We start from the raw sequence: 16,627 nt of genomic DNA on the forward strand, positions 1-16,627 counted from the left end.
GCGATCAGACTATGGCCGCGCAGCGGAAGCCCGTGTGCCCGGTCGAGCTGTCGGGCGTGTTCGACGTGCGCGCGGCCACCCGGTAGCGGTTGCAGTAGGAATCGTGGCACATGTACGACCCGCCCCGGATCACCTTGGCCGTCCCGTCCGCCGGACCGGCCGGGTTGTCGGCGGACGGCTCCCACGCCGTGCCCCACCAGTCGGCCGTCCACTCCCAGACGTTGCCCGAGACGTTGTAGAGCCCGTAGCCGTTGGGCTGGAACGACTTGACCGGCATCGTGCCCTTGCTCGGCGCGGTCGGGAAGTGGCCCTGCCAGATGTTGCACCGCTGCCGTCCCTTGGGGGTCAGCTCGTCGCCCCAGGGGTAGCGGGCGCGTTCGAGACCGCCGCGGGCGGCCATCTCCCACTCTGCCTCGGTCGGCAGGCGCTTGCCCGCCCAGGCGGCGTAGGCGTTGGCGTCGTTCCACGACACGTGCACGACCGGGTGGTTCTGCCGGTCGCCGACCGTCGAGCCGGGCCCCTCGGGGGAGCGCCACGTCGCGCCCTCCACGCCCGTCCACCAGGGGGCCTGCGGCACGCTCGCGTCCATGATCCCGGCCTTGGCGAACTGCGCGAACACGAACGACCAGCCGATGCGCTCGGCCTCGGTGACGTACCCGGTCTCCTTGACGAAGGTGGCGAACTGGGCGTTCGTCACGCAGGCCGGGTCGATCATGAACGGGTCGAGGCGTACCTCGCGCACCGGGCCCTCGCCGTCCTCCGGGCGGCCGTCGGGGTCGTCCCCGCCCATGAGGAAGGCGCCGCCGGGGATGCGCACCATGCCGCGCGGCGCCGTCCGCCGCGTGATCACCTCGACCTGGCGCGGCGGGGCGGCGGCCCCTCTGCTCGGACCACAGCACGCGCTCACGAAACCCCCCAAACGTGTCATGTCACCATGGGAAGGGTAGTCCCCTGAACATGCGTACGATGACGCGGCCGTCCCGGGTCCGGGCCGCGTGGCCGGCCGGGTCCGCCCCGCTCGGCCGGGCCGGAGTCGGCTTCGCCCGAAAAGCCGCAGACCGGTAGCGTTTTCCCATGCGACTAGGCGTGCTGGACATCGGCTCGAACACCGTCCATTTACTCGTCGTCGACGCCCACCGGGGCGCGCGGCCCATGCCCGCCTACTCCCACAAGGAAGAGCTGCGCCTCACGCAGTACCTGGGCGCGGACAACAGGCTCGCCTCCGAAGGCATCGAGCGGCTCGGCGCGTTCGTCGAGGAGGCCGTGCGCCTGGCCGAGGACAAGGGGGTGGAGGACCTGCTCGCCTTCGCCACCTCGGCGGTGCGCGACTCGGCCAACGGCGAGCAGGTGCTGGCCGAGATCGACAAGCGCTGCGGCGTGCACATCGCGGTGCTGTCCGGGCGTGACGAGGCCCGGCTGACGTTCCTCGCGGTGCGCCGGTGGTTCGGCTGGTCGTCCGGGCGGCTGCTGGCCTTCGACATCGGCGGCGGCTCGCTGGAGATCGCCGCGGGGGTGGACGAGGAGCCCGACGTGGCCGTGTCGCTGCCGCTGGGCGCCGGACGCCTGACGCGCGACTGGTTCACCGGCGACCCGCCGTCCGCCGAGGAGGTGCGCAAGCTGCGCAGGCACGTCCGTACGGAGATCGCCCGCACGGTCGGCGACGTCGCCAGGTACGGCGAGCCCGACCGCGCCGTGGCCACCTCCAAGACCTTCAAGCAGCTTGCCAGGATCTCCGGGGCCGCGCCGACCAGCGAGGGCGCGTACGTCTCGCGCGCGCTCTCACGTGAGGACATGGCCCGCTGGGCGGCCAGGCTGACCGGCATGACGTCCGCCGAGCGGGCCGAGCTGTCCGGGGTGTCCGAGGGGCGGGCGGCGCAGCTGGCCGCCGGGGCGCTGGTGGCCGACGCGGCGATGGACCTGTTCGAGGTGGACCGGCTGGAGGTGTGCCCGTGGGCGCTGCGCGAGGGCGTGATACTGCGCCGGCTCGACGTCCTGCCGGGACGACTGGACCAGTCCACTGGAATTGCCGAGTAAGGCCGATATATCCCAGAAAATCGGCATAGTTTGCTGGTGAGCGGGCACTTTTTGCCCAATGTTGACAGTCCTCGGTACGATCGGCTCCCTGGTGATCGTCTTCGTCCTCATCGTCCTGGCCGTCCTGGTCATCGCGGTGGTCGCGATGCTGGTGCTGGCGGCGCTGGCCGGAACGTTGGTGGACTGGCACACGTTGTGGCGGCGGCTGTCCGGCCGCGGGGCACGGTTGCCGCTGAAGTTCAGCGCCCCCGAGATGCCCGCGCGGCTGCGGGCGAAGCTGAGCGGCGGCACGCCCCTGGTGAGCCGCCGCATCCGCCTCGCCCCCGTGGTCCGCGGGGGCGACCGGCGGCCCGACGTGAGCCGTCCCGGCCGGAGCGCCCGCCTTCGCAGGCCCTCCGGTCTCACCTCACGATGACCGCCGTTCCCGGCAGCCAACAGTGAGAGAACAGTGAGAAAGGGGCCGGGGCCGCCGCGAAGAGCGGCGGCCCCGGCCCCTTTCGTGCGGGTCACCTGGCGATGAGATGCTGCCCCGCCGCCCCTGGGGTGAAGCGCAGCCTCTTCTCCAGGCAGACCATCGCGCCGTTCTCGCGGACGTTGGTGAACCGGATGTCGTCGGCGAGCGCGCGCATGATCTGCAGTCCTCTGCCGTGCTCGGCCCCCGGGCCGGGTTCGAGCACCTTGTGCGGGTCGAAACCGCCCCCGGTGTCGACGACCTTGATGACGCACAGATCGTCGCGCACGCAGGCGCTGACGGTGTAGTCGTCACTGGGAGCCGCGTGCTTGACCACGTTGGCGCACGCCTCGGTCAGCATCAGCTCGATGTCGTCGCGTACCTGGGCCTCGACGCCGAGCGACCGCAGCGTGCCGTCCAGCATCTTCCTGATCAGCGGGACGCTCGCCGCATCCCTGGGCAGTCGGAGCGCTATCGTCGCCTCCACTGCGTCTCCTCCCGTCTGGATGCGTGCGAGCCTTCTTCCCCGGATCCCGGGCGCCAATCGTCCGTTGTGGCATCAGGAGCCCGGGAGGGCGGCTACTGCTCCAGAAGCCGCAGCGCCACCTCCATGCACGCCTTGTCGATCTCCTCGTCGGTGAGCCCCTCGCCGGCCATGGTCAGCCACTTGCCCGCGTGCAGCGCGAACAGCGCCAGCGACCGGCTGACGCGCTCGGTGGGCGTGGCGCCGGGCCCGCTCATCTCGGCGGTGAGCTCCATCATCGTGTCGCGCATCTTGGCGAGCTTGGGATGGCTGCGCATGGCCGTCTGGTTGCTGTCCAGGAAGCGGGCGACGGCCAGGTAGCGGGGCTGACGGAGGCGTTCGGCGTAACGCGCCAGCAGCTCGCGGCGGGTCTCGGGGGTCTTGGGCATGCTCCTGGCCCAGTCGAGCAGCTCCTGGAGCTCGGCCACCCGGAGGTCGACCAAGCTGCCGACGATGTCGTCCTTGGTCTTGAAGTGGTAGTAAAGCGCGGCCTTGGTCACGCCCAGCTCTTCCGCGATCTCGCGCAGCGAGGTCGCCTCGTAACCCTGCTCCGTGAAGAGCCTCAGCGCGATCTCCTGGATCCGCGCCCGCGTGTCTTCCCGCACTTCCCACCTGTTTCGACTTGACGGTCGGCAAGTTGATGTCCCGCCCATTCTAGGCTTGCCGGTCGGCAAGTAAGCAAGATCAACTAAGGGCGGAGGCGGTCAGTCCGGCGGCAGGGTGAACAGCCGGTCGATCGCCGTCAGCAGGAACAGGCTGCGCAGATAGGGCGTCAGCGCCACCACCCGTACGACGGCGCCGGCGTCCGCGGCCTGCAACTGGAGGCGGACGAGCCCGGCCAGGCCGGAGGAGTCGACGAAGGTCAGCCGGGACAGGTCGACGTCGATCGCGGTGCAGCCCGCGGGGACGGAGAGCTCGGCCAGCCGGCTCACGGACTCGTAGTCGAGGTCGCCGCTGAGCGCGAGCGAGACGGTCGTCGCGCCCGGCGTGGCGACCTCGATGTGCAGCGGCTTTCTGTCGACCACCCGCCCAGCTTAGCCACCACCGGAAAAATGGGAGGCGCGGGGGCGGGCATATGTGCACAATCGGCCCCATGCACACCTTCAGCCGCCCCCGGGTGGACGATGCCGCGGCCATCCACGAGCTGGTCGCGTCCTACGACACCGAGGTCATCGGGTCGCCCGACATGACCCTCGACGACGTCGCCGACGAGCTGGTCGAGCCGGGCTTCGACCTCGACAGGGACGGCTGGCTGGCCCGCGACGAGACCGGCCTGCTGACCGGGTGGGCCTGGGCGTGCCGGGTGGGCGACAGCGACCTGGTCAACATCGAGGTCATCACCCGCGCCGGCCTGACGGGCCTGCGGGAGGAGCTGTGGCGTACGGTCACCGACCGCGCCCGCGAGCTGGGCGGCGAACGCGGCCACGACGGCGTCACCATCGACATCGGCATCTACCGCGACGACCAGGACAAGCAGTCCTACGCCAAGGAGCAGGGCTTCGAGCCCGGCACCAGCTTCCACCGCATGCGCGTCGACCACGCGGCCCCCGTCGAGCCGCCCGTCCCGCTGCCCGGCCTCACCCTGCACACGGGCGAGAGCGAGGAGACGCGCCGCGCGGCGCACCAGGTGCACCAGCTCGGCTTCGCCGAGCACTTCGGCTTCGTCGCGGTCGACTACGACCACTGGTACGAGCGCCGCCAGGCCCAGAGCGTCACCGACTGGAGCCAGCTCACCCTGGCCAGGATCGACGGGCAGCCCGCCGGCGTGCTGATCGGCAGCAACCAGTTCGTCTCCGACGAGGACTGCGGCTACGTCGCCACGCTCGCCGTGCACCCGGGCTTCCGCGGCCGGGGCCTGGGCCGCTTCCTGCTCCGCCACGCCTTCGCCGCCGACGCCGCCAGAGGCCGCAAGGGCACGATCCTGCACGTCGACAGCAACAACACCACCCCCGCGCTGGGCCTGTACGAGTCGGCGGGCATGCGCCGCGTGCTGGCCATCGACGTGTGGCGGCGCCGCCTCTGACCCGTGCGCGGCTCCGGGGTCAGACCCGGTGGCGGGCCAGGTGCTCCAGCACCGACTGGTTGGCCTCCCAGCCGTCGGGGAACTTCACCGGCACGCCGAGCTGCACCGGCTCGGCCGACGGGTGGGCGTCCAGCAGCTCGGCGATGCCCGCCCGCGCCACCATCACGCAGGCGTGCCGGTGGCGCGAGGCCAGCACGCACAGCCGCCCGGACTCCAGGTGGAAGGCGGTGGCGTCGCGGCGGCCCGACAGCGGGTGCAGCACGATCGTCACGTCGTACTCGCGGCCCTGGAGGCGGTTGGCGGTGTCCACGGTGATCTCCGGCGGCAGCCCGGCGTTCCTGATCGCCGCGACCTGGTCGCGGTGGGCCGCGCCGACCGCGATCCGGTCGGCGGTCACCGGCCGCTCGCCCTGCTCGGAGGTGGCCACGGCCCCGCGCTGGAGCAGCCGCGCCGCCAGCAGCGCCACGGCCTGCACGGCCTCGCCGTCGGTGCGCACGGTGTGCCGGTTGGGCAGCTCCAGCAGCGCCCAGCCCGACCGGGCGGCCTCCTCCAGCGCCCGGTCGTGCACGGTGCCCATGCCGCCGGCGGTCAGGTCCAGCCGCCGGTCGCCCTCGGAGGTGCCCGACCGGAACCCGGTGAACGGGTAGAACGCCTGCGACACCACCGGCGCGGCCGAGGCCGGCAGCCGCCAGGACACCGGCAGCCGGTGGACCGGCAGGCCCGGGTTGTGCCGCAGCAGCACCGCCACCGCGCTCTGCAACGGGTCCCACGACAGCCCCGACCAGCGGTCGCCGTCGACGATCGAGAACGGGTCGAGCTGCCCGGGATCGCCCACGAACAGCGCCCGCTCGAACAGCCCCGCGATGCGCAGCAGCTTGTCCGAGCGCATCTGGTACGCCTCGTCCACGATCGCCCACGGCCACACCCGGCCGGAGATCCACGCCCACTTGTCGGCCGTGGCGATGACGATGTCGGGGTCGCCCAGGTCCTGGATCCTGGTGCCGATCGTGACGCCCGCCAGCTCCAGCATGCGCGGGTGGGGCACGTACCCGCCGGCCGACAGCCGTCCGACCTTCAGGTGCGGGTGCTTGTCGGAGATGCGGGCCACCAGGTCGTCGACCTGCTCGTTGGTCTGGGCGACGATCATCAGCGGCTCGCCGGTGGCGGCGATGTGCGCGGCGGCGCGCACGACCAGGGTGGACTTGCCCGCGCCCGGCGGGGAGTCGACCACGACGCCGCGGTTCCTGGGCAGGTCGGCCAGGACGTTCGCGATCACCTGCTCCGGGCTCTCGCTCACGACCATTCCTCCTGCGCGTCCTCGTCGTCGGGGATGTACTCCTGCGGCGGCCCGCCGTGCGTCCACGGCGTGGCCTCGGCCTCGGGCAGCGTCGGCGAGCCCTGGAAGTCGTCGGTCAGCGAGGTGTAGCAGACGCGCTCGCCGACCTCCGGCACGGCGCCGGGAACGGGCGTCTTCCCCCGGCCCATGCCCTTGGTGATCTTCAGGGTGACCAGGCCATCGCGGGCCTCCACCAGCTCGGCGCCCTGGCCGCGGCGCTCCGGGGTGCCGAGCGAGGCGCCGGGCGCCAGGCGCACCGGGTCGTCGGTCTTGAGCACCACCAGCGGACGCAGCTTGCGCGAGCGGCCCTCGCCCTCGACGTTGTCGGGCACGGTCTCGACCACCTCGCCGGCGAACGCCTCACCGGTCAGCCGGTACTCGGCCATCACCAGCGGGTCGTCGTAGGCGCGCTGCACGTCGTAGGCGGCCTGGGCGCGTTCCATGCGGGCCAGCTTGGCCGCGGCGGCCACCGCGCCGTCGCGTCTGGCCTGCGGCGGCGCGCCCTCGGCGATGTGGGCGGCCATGGCGCTGAACGAGCCGCGGTCCTGCTCCCAGCGCTGGGCCACGCTCGCGCCCGGCTCCAGCCCGGACAGCAGGTCGAGCGCCTGCCACATCAGCCGCCAGGTGGGTTCGAGCTGGGTGCGCAGCGCCTCGGCGACCCGTTCGGGCGACTCGCTCTCGATGGCCGGGGCGAGCACCTCGGCGTCGAAGCCGGGATCGGTCGCGGGCCCGGCGGGCGGCCAGATCAGCGGATCCTCGGCGTCGTCGGAGGGCCCCTGGGTGATCCAGGACAGCAGCGCGGCCAGGTTGGCGTCCTCCAGCGCGCTCTGCCCGCTGGCCCAGTGGCGGCCCAGCTCCTCGGTCACGGCCGGCGTCAGCGACGAGCCCGGGTAGGCGGCCCGCTCGCCGAAGTACGTCAGCCACCGCCCCAGCAGCGGCACCTCCGGCGGCACCGGGTAGGGCCCGTCGGGCCTGCGGAAGCGCGTGGAGCGGCCGAGCAGCCTGGCGAAGGCGACCCCCGCCTGGTTCGGCACGACGAGCTGCGGCGCGTCGAGGGCCCGCTCGTAGGGGTCGGCGTTCTTGCGCTCCACCGTCTCGGTGTCGGCGGTGAACGACTCGATGTACGGCAGCAGCACCCCGGCCAGCTCGGCGGCCCAGGCGAAGCGCAGGTCACGGTTGCGCGGCTGGGTGACGACGAGCAGGCGCGGCCGGTCGCGGTCGGTGCCGAGCATGGCGGCCAGCGGCGCGGCTGCCTCGCCCGACAGCTTGAGCGGGACGAACACCATCGGCCGAGCGCCCACGTGACAGTGGCGGACCGTGGCGACGGGCTGGGCGATGCCCTCCTGCAGGGCGCGCAGCCGGGCGAGCGAGGTGAGCAGGCTCAACTGAGGCACTCCCTGCGCAGGCGTTCGGCGTTGCGGAGCAGGCCGGCGATCTCCTCCTGGCCGTCGGCCGGGTCGCGCAGGCCGTCGGCCAGGCCCAGCGCCTCGGTCACCGAGGCGACCCCGCCCAGCTCGTCGCGCACCTGGCGGCCCAGCAGGTCGGAGGCGCCCTCCTGGCGGGCCTCGTCGCGGCAGAAGTAGCACAGGTCGCACGTGGACAGGCAGTCGGGGGCGTAGCGGGCGGTCGTCCTGTGCAGTGCGTCGGTCAGCTCGGCGACCGGGCGGGTGGGCCGGCCGTCCTCGCCGGGCCGCAGGTCGAAGCTGAGGTCGTCGGGCAGCGCCGCGAGCAGCCGGTCGAGGCCGGTCATCCGGGTGAGCTGACGGCGCAGCACGGCGAGCTGCCTGCGCACGTCGACCAGGGTCGCCACGGGCCGGTTGGCGAAGTTCTCGGGGCACACCAGCACCACGTCGTGGGAGACGGTACGCGGGTCGTGCCCGAGCTCCTCCAGCATCGTGCGCAGCGCCAGCACGTAGACCGCGGCCTGGCGGGCGGCGGCGGCCACCGCGCCGGGGTCGGCCTGCCCGTCCACCACCGCGAACGACTTGATCTCGACCACGTGGAAGCGGCCGCCGAGCTGGAAGGCCACCACGTCGGGTTCGAGGAAGGCGGTGTGGCCGGCGATCTCCAGGCTGAGCAGCGGGTGGTCGAACAGCGTGCCGGCGTCCTGGTCGCCGCGCGCCGCCCGGTCGAACAGAGCCCGGGTGTGGGTGTGGCGCAGGTGGGCGCCGACGTTCTCCACGTCGTGGTAGGCCACCTCGGCGACCGGCAGGCCGAGCACCTCCCTCAGCAGGCGCAGCAGCTCGGCGCAGCCGTCGGCCTTGACCAGCGCCTCGAACGCGTTCCCGCGGGTGATCGCGAACGGCGACTGGCCGAACGGCGCGGGGAAGCCCAGATGGCGGGCGGCGGCGTCCTTGTCGACGCCCGCGCCGTCCATGAGGGCCCGGCGGGCGCAACCGGGGTTGGCGGCCAGGGCCGCGATCGCCCGGGCGTCGTGCGGCTTGGGCGGGGTCGTGCCGCGCAGGGCGTCGAGCCGGTGGGCCGGGCCGTCCTCGCGTCTCAAGCCGCTCACGTCGCTGTCTCCTCCTTGATCGTGCCCAGCGTAGCGGCGCCGAACAGCCTGGCCACGTCACCGAGCTGGGATGTGGCGCGTCGTGCCAGCTCGGCGCGGTCGCGCGTGTCGCGTTCCGCGTGCACGGCCAGCTCGGCCCCGGCCGCCTCGGCGATCCGCCGGCGGTCGGGCGGGCCGAGGTCGGCGGCCGTGGCGCCGGGGACGTTCCTGGCCATCCGCGCCAGTAAGCGCAGCGCCCGCTCGTCCTCGCATTCGTGCGAGGCCACGGCGATGGCGCAGGTCAGGAAGTCGACGCGGGGGCTGAGCGGGCCGACGACGCGCCGCTCCAGCGGCCAGGTGCTGAGCGTCAGCAGGCCGCGGGCGGGGGAGAGGCGGTCGGTCAGCGCCGCGCACAGGTAGTACGGCCGCCCGTGCGGTGTGGACCGGAACGAGCGTTCCTCGTCGCGGCGCAGGCTGGTGAGCTGGGCGCTGCGGATGGTGCCGGCGAAGAACGCGCCGCTGACCGCCACCACCAGGCGCGGCTGCGCGGCGGCCCCGAGCAGCGCGAGCGCCTGGTGCACCTGCTCGCGCACGGTGACCAGCCGGGGCCCCTCGGCCCTGCCGCGCGGCTGCTCGCCGCTCACCAGGGCGTCCCAGGCACGCTCGGCGGTGCGCAGCTCGGCGCGCAGGACGCGGGCCGTCGCGCCGTCCTTGACGCGCATGGCCTTGCGCACGCCGGCCCGGAGCCCGTCGATCCGCCGCTCCAGCTCGTCCAGCCGGTCACTCATGGCGCGAGGGTATCAACAGTTCCAGTATTTCCCAGTATTTACACTGAAATCTACTTTGTAAAGGGCCGGGCCAGGAACCACGTGCGGTCCTCGGTGAGGAACCGCTCCAGCCGCAACCCCTCGGCGGCCAGGTCGGCGGCCAGGTCGTCGTCCGTCATCCGCCGCGAGGTGAACGACTGCGTCCACACCCGGTCGCCGTGCTCGTAGCGCATCGTCGCCGCGAACACGCCGGGGGAGATCTCCTCGACCTCGGCCAGCGTGATCGTGACGTCGCCGTCGGCCCTGCCCGAGCCGGCCCGCCAGGAGTCGTGCCGCTCGGCCGGCATCCACTGGACGAGCACCGCCCCGCCCGGCTCGACGTGCCGTGCGCACGCGGCCAGGAAGGCGCGCCTGACCTCCCCGTCGACGACGTTGACGAGCTGGGAGGCCAGCGTGACGGTGTCGAAGCGGCGGTCGAGCCGCAGCTCCTGGAGCCGCGCGTGCACGGTCCCCGCCCCGCGCACGTGCGCCAGCATCTCGGCGGACTCGTCCACGGCCACGACCTGTAACCCGGCCTCGACGAGGGCGTGGGTGACCCTGCCGACGCCGGCCCCGAGTTCCAGGACGGACCCGCCGGGCGGGGTCTCCTGGATCACGAGGTCGGCGTCCCGGCCGGGCCGGAGGAGGGTGTAGAAGTCGACAGGGGATCCGTCGGGGGTGATGGCGCCTGGGCCTGTGCCACTGTTCTTCATGACGAAAAACCTAACCGCCGAGTGAGCCGCGCGCAGGCGGGGGACGATGGGCTCTGTGACCGGTGAGGTACGAGCTCTGATCGGCGTCGGCGCGGGCCTGACCGCCGTTCCCCCCGTCTACTACCTGACCGAGGCGGGCGCCAGAGCCCTGCGGACCGGCCAGGCGGCCTTCGCCCCGGCCCCCGCCGGGCTCGGCTTCCTGGCGGCCGCGGCGCTGATCGTCGCCGTGCTGGCCGCCTGGCCCGCGGCGGCGCTGGCCTGCGGGCTGCCGCTGGCCGTGGCGGGCGTGCTGTTCGCCCTCGACCTGCGGGCCGCGATCGGCCTGGCGGGCGTGCTCCCCGGGCTGTGGGAGCCGCCGTGGGCCGAGCCGCCCGGCACCCTCGCCGGGGCGACCGGCCTGTACGCCTACACCGGCGCGTTACTGGTCTTCTCGGCGCTGCTGCCGCGTCGCCTGCGATCTATCCTGAGCAGATGAGCAGACGGGACCCCGACCGGCGCAGGGCGCTGCTCGACGCCGCCGACCGGGCCATCCTGGCCGAGGGCCCCGAGGTGTCGATGGCGGCCATCGCCGCCGAGGCCGGCGTCACCAAGCCCATCCTCTACCGCCACTTCGGCGACAAGAGCGGCCTCTACCAGGCGCTGGCCGACCGCCACGTGCGCACGGTGATCGCCCGGCTCCGCCCCCAGTTCGCCGGGCCCGGCGCCGACCCGCGGGCCCGCGCACGGGCCGCCATCGGCGTCTACCTCGACCTGATCTCGGCCAACCTCGACCTCTACCGCTTCCTGTTCCACCGGGCCGGCGCCGAGGACACCCGCATCCGCTCCCACATGACCTCGCTCGTGCGCGGCCTGGGCGAGGAGCTGGGCCAGGTGCTGGCGGCCGAGCGGGTGGTGCCCGACCCGGTGCGGGCGCAGGTGCTCGGCCACGCGTTCGTCGGCATGGTGCAGGCGACGGGCGACTGGTGGCTGGAGCATCCGGAGGTCGACCGCTCGCAGGTGGTGGAGGGGCTGGTCGACGTGATCGCGGCGGCCATGGCCCCCGGCCGCCGGGGCGCGGCCGTCGCCGGGGGCTGAGCGCCGCGGTCAGGCCAGCAGGCCGAGCAGGTCCCACTCGGTCTGGCAGACGCGGCGGCCGAGGGCGGCCAGCTCCACCGACGCCGCGCCGCCGCGCAGGTGCCGCATGGTCTGCATGACGCAGATGATCCCCCACTTCAGCACCCCGAACGTCTCCCACCAGCGCAGCGCGTCCAGGTCGACGTGCCGCCCGCCGGCCTCCTCGTAGGCGGCGGTCAGCTCGGCGTAGCCGCCGAATCCGCCCACGGGCAGCGGCGAGCCGAACCGCCACGCCTTGACGCACAGCCAGCCCAGGTCCTCCAGCGGGTCGCCGGCGTGGGCCAGCTCCCAGTCGAGCACGGCCCTGATGCCCTCCGGGCCGACGATCAGGTTGCCGTTGCGGAAGTCGCCGTGCACGACGCCCGTGGGGGCGGCGGGCGGCCGGTCGGCTGCGAGCCTGCGCAGGGCCAGCTCGAACACCGGGTGCGGCTCGCCGGTCAGGTCCAGCACGTCGCGCCAGCGCCGCAGCGGGTCGCCGGGCCCGGCCCCGGCTTCCGCCCCGGCTCCGGTCTCCGCGTCGGTGGCGGGCAGGCAGGACAGCGGCATGCGGTGGATCGCCGCCAGCGTCCGGCCGCACTCGGCGGCCAGCCCGGCCCTGGCCTCCCGGTACTCCTCGTCACGCAGGATCCTGCGCGGGATGGTCTCGCCGGGGACCCGCGTCATCAGGATGTACGGATCGGCGGGCGGATCGGCGGCTGCCACGACGTGCGGCACGGGCACCCCGGCGTCGGCCGCCGCCCGCATCAGCCGCGCCTCGGCGGCCAGCCCGGCGCCCACCTCCAGGACGGCCCCCGGCCCGTCGAGCCGGAGCACCAGCTCGTGCCGGTCGCCGCCGGGGGTGACCACGTCCAGGGCCCAGGTCTCCCTGGAGGCCCCGCCGGGCAGCCGGACCGCGTACGGGACGGCCGCGCCGGGGCCGTACACCTGGCGGGCGATCGTCTCGGCACGGTTCATCGCAGGCCGAACTCCCAGTTGCCGCCGGCCGCGTACTCGCCCAGGAGGCGGCGGCCGACCGCGTCCACGTGCACCTCGTCGGGGCCGTCGTAGACGCGTGCGGCGCGGGCGTGCCGGTACATGCGGTCCAGCGGGGTGTCGGGGGTCAGGCCGGCCGCGCCGTACACCTGGACGGCCCGGTCGATGACGTTGTGCAGCATGCGCGCCCCCACCACCTTGATCGCGCCGATCTCGACGCGGGCCTGCGAGCCGGCGTCCACGGCCTCGGCGGCCTGGAGGGTGAGCAGGCGGGCGGCCTGGATCTCGGCGTAGGAGTCGAACACGTGCTGCCGCATGAGCTGCTTGGCCGCCAGCGGCTCGCCGGACGCGGTGCGCGCGTGCAGCCGCCGGCACATCAGGTCGAAGGCCCGCTGCGCCTGCCCGAGCCAGCGCATGCAGTGGAAGATCCGGCCGGGCCCGAGGCGCTGCTGGGCGATGACGAAGCCGCGCCCGCGCTCGCCCAGCAGGTTCGCGGCGGGCACCCGCACGTCCTCGTAGCGCACCTCGCAGTGGGCGCCGCCGAGCCCGAGCACCGGGGTCTCGCGCACGATCGTGTAGCCGGGCGTGTCCGTCGGCACGAGGATCATGGAGAAGGCCCGGTGGGGCGGCGCGTCCGGCTCGGTCCGGCACATCACGGTCGTGTACGCCGCCGCCGACGCGCCCGTGGTGAACCACTTGTGCCCGTTGATCACCCAGGTGTCGCCGTCGAGCACGGCAGAGGTGGTGATCCGGGTGGGGTCGCTGCCGGCGGCCTCCGGCTCGGTCATCGCGAAGCTGGGCGAGATGTCGCCGCGCACCAGCGGCTCCAGGTAGCGTTCGCGCTGCTCGGGGGAGGCGTGCTCGTGCAGCATGAGCGAGTCCTGCAGGGTGAACGAGCCGAGGGCGAGCTGCCCGTACTCGCTGCGGCCCTGGACCTCGTTGACGTAGACGTAGTCGAGGAACGGCAGCCCGCCGCCGCCCAGCTCGCGCGGGTGGCCGAGGGCCCACAGGCCCTCCTTCCTGGCCTCGTCCCGCAGCCCGGCCAGGGTGGCGGCGGCTCGGGGGCCGCCCTCGTGCAGCACCTCCTCGGCCGGTTCGACGCGCTCGGTCATGAACGCGCGCACGGCGTCGCGGATCGGCCGGACATGCCCGGGTACGGCGAAGCTCATGGGGTGATCTCAACCGAAATCCGTTGCGCGGTCAACGGCCGGCGCGCGGGACGGGAAAGGGCCCGGCAGCGGCCGCCGGGCCCTTCGGAGGGGACGGGGGGTCAGGCCGCGTTCTCCTCGGCCTTGCGGGGCAGGACCTCCAGCTCGAACGCCCCCGACCTGACCGCCTCCAGGAAGTGCAGCCAGTCGCGGCGCGGGATCTCCAGGACCACGTCAGGGGAGGAGTCGTGGATGAGCTCCACGTGGTCGTTGATGCGGCAGGCCTTGACGCGTACGTCGTCGTTCATGCTGCGCTCCCTCGGGTTGACTGCGGCTGAGCGGCCCGGGGGTCCGGGGGCCTGGGAGCTGCGCCGGGCGACTTTCCCAGCCGTCCGGGCCGTCCGCGTGACCCCGGAGGGCCGGGCCGCTCGAGAAGCGTGTCATCGTCGCGCGCGGGCCCGCCACCGGGGGTGTCGGCGGTCCGGTAGAGACACGCCGATCGCGGGGGGAGGTCTGTCGTCCCGGGGGTGGAGAAAGGTCATCCGGGCGCCGGGGCCTTGACAGGGAGGGCGGTGATCTTTATGCCTGGGCTCACGACAGGCCGTGCGCGGGCGTACGGCTCCGGAGCGAGGTGACGGGAGTGCCGCCGATGGCGCAGCCCCATGACGTGCCCACCGCCGCGCAGCTCGTCGCGGCCGTGCGCGAGTTCCTGCGCGACGACGTGCTGCCCGCGGCCGAGGGGCGGGTGCGCTTCCACACGCGGGTGGCGATCAACGTGCTGGCCATGGTGGAGCGGGAGATCGAGCTGGGCCCGGACCAGGCCGCCGAGCACGCCGCGCGGCTGGCGGCCCTGGGTGTGGCCGACGACGCCGAGCTGGCCGCCGCCGTCCGCGCGGGCCGCTTCGACGGCGACGACGCGCTCACCGCCGCGCTGGTCCAGGCCGTACGGGCCAAGCTGGAGGTGGCCGATCCCGGCTACCTCCAGCGGCCGTGAGCGTCAGTGCGACCCGGCCAGGTCCAGGTCCTTGACGTCCGGGTCGCCCTCGTCGGCGAAGTAGTCGCCGCGCCGGGTGGTGTCCGTGCCGTCGGCCACCTTGGCCGCCCGGAAGATCAGCGTGGCGAGCGCGGCCACGACCAGGTTGACGATGAGCGCGAGGAAGCCCGCGTAGATCGTCATCTTGGTGTCCAGGCCCAGGTTCGCCATGCTGAAGGCCGAGCCGCCGAAGTGCTCCTTGCCCTTGGCCGGGTTGGGGATGAGGTAGAGCATCCACATGCCCGCCGCCAGGCCCAGGGCCCAGCCCGCCATCAGGCCGCCCTTGTGGAACCAGCGCGTGTACAGGCCGAGCGCCACCGACGGCAGCGTCTGCAGGATGATCACGCCGCCGATGAGCTGGAGGTCGATCGAGAACTGCGGGTCCAGCAGCAGGATGCACAGCACCGCGCCGACCTTGACCACGAGCGAGACGACCTTGGAGACCTTGGCCTCCTGGGCGTCGGTGGCCTGCTTGTTGATGTACTCGCGGTAGATGTTGCGGGTGAACAGGTTCGCCGCCGCGATCGACATGATCGCCGCCGGCACCAGCGCGCCGATGCCGATGGCCGCGAACGCCACGCCGGCGAACCAGTCGGGGAAGAGCTGGTCGAACAGGTTCGGCACGATCGTGTTCGGGTCGCCGTCGACCGGCTTGGTGCCGGCCGCGATGGCCATGAAGCCCAGCAGCGCGATCAGGCCGAGCACGAAGCTGTAGGCCGGCAGCGCCGACATGTTGCGCTTGATGACGTTGCGGTTCTTGGAGGCCAGCACGCCGGTGAGGCTGTGCGGGTAGAGGAACAGCGCCAGGGCCGAGCCGAAGGCCAGCGTGACGTACTGGAGCTGGTTGGCGCCGTTGAGCAGGATGCCGTCGCCGGGGGCGGGGGTCTTGTCGAACTTGGCCTGGGCCATGTCGAAGATGTTGCCCCAGCCGCCCAGCTTGGCCGGGATGTAGATGACCGCGGCCAGGATCACGATGTAGATCAGCGCGTCCTTGACGAAGGCGATCAGCGCCGGCGCGCGCAGGCCCGACTGGTAGGTGTAGGCCGCCAGGATCGCGAACGCGATGATGATCGGCAGGTGCCCGGTGATGCCCATCGACTTCAGCACCGCCTCGATGCCGACGAGCTGCAGCGCGATGTACGGCATCGTGGCCACCAGCCCGGTGATGGCGATCAGCAGCGCCAGCGTCGGCGACCCGAAGCGCGCCCGGACGAAGTCGGCGGGCGTGACGAACCCGTGCACGTGCGAGACCGACCACATCCGCGCCAGCACCAGGAACACCAGCGGGTAGACCACCACGGTGTAGGGCAGCGCGTAGAAGCCGAGCGCGCCGGAGCTGAACACCAGCGCGGGCACGGCCACGAACGTGTAGGCGGTGTAGAGGTCGCCGCCGACCAGGAACCAGGTGACCCAGGAGCCGAAGCTGCGGCCGCCCAGGCCCCACTCGTTGAGGCTGGCCAGGTCGGTGGGCCGCCGCCAGCGGGCCGCGACGAAGCCCATGCCGCTGACCAGGACGAACAGCAGCGCGAAGACGACCAGCTCGGTCACGTGCCCGCTCATTTGGTCATCCTGTAGACGATGGTGGTGCAGCCGACGCCGATCACGATAAAGGCGAGCTGCAGCCAGTAGAACAGCGGGAAGCCGAGCAGGCGCGGCTCGTCGGAGTTGAACAGGAACGTCAGCAGCGGCAGCACGATCGGCACGACCAGCAGCCAGTTCCATGGGCTGCGGTCGGTACGCGGCGGCTGCCCGGATTCCCCGGTAGTCATCGACCCTCCGATTGGGGGGATCAGGGGCGGCTTGTTGACCGGCCCCTGACAACGTAGTCAATGGAGGGAGATTAGCTTTCCGGTGGTATTAAACCCAATGTCCGGAACATCACAGTTTGGCCTAAATGTCGAGATCAACTCTCGGCAGGCGAGACCAAAGCCCACCCCTCGCACCCGGCACGTTAAGTCGCCACCGCGTCGCGCGGAACCGGGCG

At 72.9% G+C, this 16,627-nt stretch carries 20 protein-coding genes; 6 read left to right on the forward strand and 14 right to left on the reverse strand.

Annotated features, from left to right (window positions below; all coding sequences use genetic code 11):
- Positions 1 to 4: 4 nt before the first annotated feature.
- Positions 5 to 928: a formylglycine-generating enzyme family protein gene (locus ACWCSU_RS22980; RefSeq protein ID WP_449937329.1), complete on the reverse strand. Its 924-nt coding sequence runs from the start codon at positions 926 to 928 to the stop codon at positions 5 to 7.
- A gap of 146 nt (positions 929 to 1,074) precedes the next feature.
- Between ACWCSU_RS22980 and ACWCSU_RS22985 the strand changes: the two genes are divergently transcribed.
- Entirely contained in the window at positions 1,075 to 2,034 is a 960-nt protein-coding gene (locus ACWCSU_RS22985; RefSeq protein ID WP_449937331.1) for a Ppx/GppA phosphatase family protein, read from the forward strand.
- A gap of 58 nt (positions 2,035 to 2,092) precedes the next feature.
- Positions 2,093 to 2,449, forward strand: a complete 357-nt coding sequence (locus ACWCSU_RS22990; RefSeq protein ID WP_357704766.1) for a hypothetical protein — start codon at positions 2,093 to 2,095, stop codon at positions 2,447 to 2,449.
- Positions 2,450 to 2,540: 91 nt separating this feature from the next.
- On the opposite strand, the gene ACWCSU_RS22995 is transcribed toward ACWCSU_RS22990, so the two are convergent.
- From ACWCSU_RS22995 to ACWCSU_RS23005, 3 genes are all read right to left on the reverse strand, one after another.
- On the reverse strand, positions 2,541 to 2,972 hold the full coding sequence (locus ACWCSU_RS22995; RefSeq protein ID WP_357704768.1) for an ATP-binding protein: 432 nt from the start codon (positions 2,970 to 2,972) through the stop codon (positions 2,541 to 2,543).
- 92 nt (positions 2,973 to 3,064) lie between these two features.
- Positions 3,065 to 3,613, reverse strand: a complete 549-nt coding sequence (locus ACWCSU_RS23000) for a TetR/AcrR family transcriptional regulator (protein ID WP_357704770.1) — start codon at positions 3,611 to 3,613, stop codon at positions 3,065 to 3,067.
- Positions 3,614 to 3,712: 99 nt separating this feature from the next.
- Positions 3,713 to 4,033, reverse strand: a complete 321-nt coding sequence (locus ACWCSU_RS23005; RefSeq protein WP_357704772.1) for an STAS domain-containing protein — start codon at positions 4,031 to 4,033, stop codon at positions 3,713 to 3,715.
- Positions 4,034 to 4,101: 68 nt separating this feature from the next.
- On the opposite strand from ACWCSU_RS23005, the gene ACWCSU_RS23010 reads away from it, so the two are divergent.
- Positions 4,102 to 5,031 (forward strand): GNAT family N-acetyltransferase, encoded by a 930-nt coding sequence (locus ACWCSU_RS23010; protein WP_449937335.1) that lies wholly within the window; start codon positions 4,102 to 4,104, stop codon positions 5,029 to 5,031.
- A gap of 19 nt (positions 5,032 to 5,050) precedes the next feature.
- Here ACWCSU_RS23010 and ACWCSU_RS23015 read toward each other — a convergent pair whose 3' ends face one another.
- Genes ACWCSU_RS23015 through ACWCSU_RS23035 form a run of 5 tightly spaced genes read right to left on the reverse strand, consistent with a single transcriptional unit; the run spans position 5,051 to position 10,377 of the window.
- Entirely contained in the window at positions 5,051 to 6,334 is a 1,284-nt protein-coding gene (locus tag ACWCSU_RS23015; protein WP_357704776.1) for an AAA family ATPase, read from the reverse strand.
- Positions 6,325 to 7,752, reverse strand: coding sequence for a hypothetical protein (locus ACWCSU_RS23020; protein WP_357704778.1), 1,428 nt, complete (start codon positions 7,750 to 7,752; stop codon positions 6,325 to 6,327). Before ACWCSU_RS23020 ends, ACWCSU_RS23015 begins: the two co-directional genes overlap by 10 nt.
- Positions 7,749 to 8,879, reverse strand: coding sequence for a hypothetical protein (locus ACWCSU_RS23025; RefSeq protein WP_449937337.1), 1,131 nt, complete (start codon positions 8,877 to 8,879; stop codon positions 7,749 to 7,751). Before ACWCSU_RS23025 ends, ACWCSU_RS23020 begins: the two co-directional genes overlap by 4 nt.
- Entirely contained in the window at positions 8,876 to 9,646 is a 771-nt protein-coding gene (locus tag ACWCSU_RS23030) for a hypothetical protein (RefSeq protein ID WP_357704782.1), read from the reverse strand. Before ACWCSU_RS23030 ends, ACWCSU_RS23025 begins: the two co-directional genes overlap by 4 nt.
- Positions 9,647 to 9,696: 50 nt before the next feature.
- Positions 9,697 to 10,377, reverse strand: coding sequence for a class I SAM-dependent methyltransferase (locus ACWCSU_RS23035; protein WP_357704784.1), 681 nt, complete (start codon positions 10,375 to 10,377; stop codon positions 9,697 to 9,699).
- 55 nt (positions 10,378 to 10,432) lie between these two features.
- Between ACWCSU_RS23035 and ACWCSU_RS23040 the strand changes: the two genes are divergently transcribed.
- Together ACWCSU_RS23040 and ACWCSU_RS23045 are read left to right on the forward strand one after the other, a co-directional pair.
- Complete coding sequence (locus tag ACWCSU_RS23040; RefSeq protein WP_357704786.1) at positions 10,433 to 10,852, forward strand: hypothetical protein; 420 nt, start codon at positions 10,433 to 10,435, stop codon at positions 10,850 to 10,852.
- Positions 10,849 to 11,451, forward strand: coding sequence for a TetR/AcrR family transcriptional regulator (locus tag ACWCSU_RS23045; protein ID WP_357704788.1), 603 nt, complete (start codon positions 10,849 to 10,851; stop codon positions 11,449 to 11,451). The genes ACWCSU_RS23040 and ACWCSU_RS23045 overlap by 4 nt, the downstream gene beginning before the upstream one ends.
- A 9-nt stretch (positions 11,452 to 11,460) precedes the next feature.
- Here the strand turns inward: ACWCSU_RS23045 and ACWCSU_RS23050 are convergent, their stop codons facing one another.
- The 3 genes from ACWCSU_RS23050 to ACWCSU_RS23060 form a co-directional block, all read right to left on the reverse strand.
- On the reverse strand, positions 11,461 to 12,444 hold the full coding sequence (locus ACWCSU_RS23050) for a phosphotransferase family protein (RefSeq protein WP_449937339.1): 984 nt from the start codon (positions 12,442 to 12,444) through the stop codon (positions 11,461 to 11,463).
- Positions 12,441 to 13,631 carry an acyl-CoA dehydrogenase family protein gene (locus ACWCSU_RS23055; RefSeq protein ID WP_449937340.1) on the reverse strand — a complete coding sequence of 397 codons (1,191 nt, stop codon included), beginning with the start codon at positions 13,629 to 13,631 and terminating at the stop codon, positions 12,441 to 12,443. The genes ACWCSU_RS23050 and ACWCSU_RS23055 overlap by 4 nt, the downstream gene beginning before the upstream one ends.
- A gap of 101 nt (positions 13,632 to 13,732) precedes the next feature.
- Complete coding sequence (locus tag ACWCSU_RS23060) at positions 13,733 to 13,918, reverse strand: hypothetical protein (protein ID WP_357704794.1); 186 nt, start codon at positions 13,916 to 13,918, stop codon at positions 13,733 to 13,735.
- A 341-nt stretch (positions 13,919 to 14,259) separates the two neighbouring features.
- Between ACWCSU_RS23060 and ACWCSU_RS23065 the strand changes: the two genes are divergently transcribed.
- Positions 14,260 to 14,604 carry a DUF6285 domain-containing protein gene (locus ACWCSU_RS23065; RefSeq protein WP_357704796.1) on the forward strand — a complete coding sequence of 115 codons (345 nt, stop codon included), beginning with the start codon at positions 14,260 to 14,262 and terminating at the stop codon, positions 14,602 to 14,604.
- Positions 14,605 to 14,607: 3 nt separating this feature from the next.
- Here the strand turns inward: ACWCSU_RS23065 and mctP are convergent, their stop codons facing one another.
- Together mctP and ACWCSU_RS23075 are read right to left on the reverse strand one after the other, a co-directional pair.
- A complete protein-coding gene (gene mctP, locus ACWCSU_RS23070) occupies positions 14,608 to 16,203 on the reverse strand; it encodes a monocarboxylate uptake permease MctP (RefSeq protein ID WP_357704798.1) in 1,596 nt (531 codons plus the stop codon).
- Complete coding sequence (locus ACWCSU_RS23075) at positions 16,200 to 16,412, reverse strand: DUF3311 domain-containing protein (protein ID WP_357704800.1); 213 nt, start codon at positions 16,410 to 16,412, stop codon at positions 16,200 to 16,202. The genes mctP and ACWCSU_RS23075 overlap by 4 nt, the downstream gene beginning before the upstream one ends.
- Between the last annotated feature and the right edge of the window lie 215 nt (positions 16,413 to 16,627).

This window comes from Nonomuraea sp. NPDC001699, assembly GCF_053596455.1.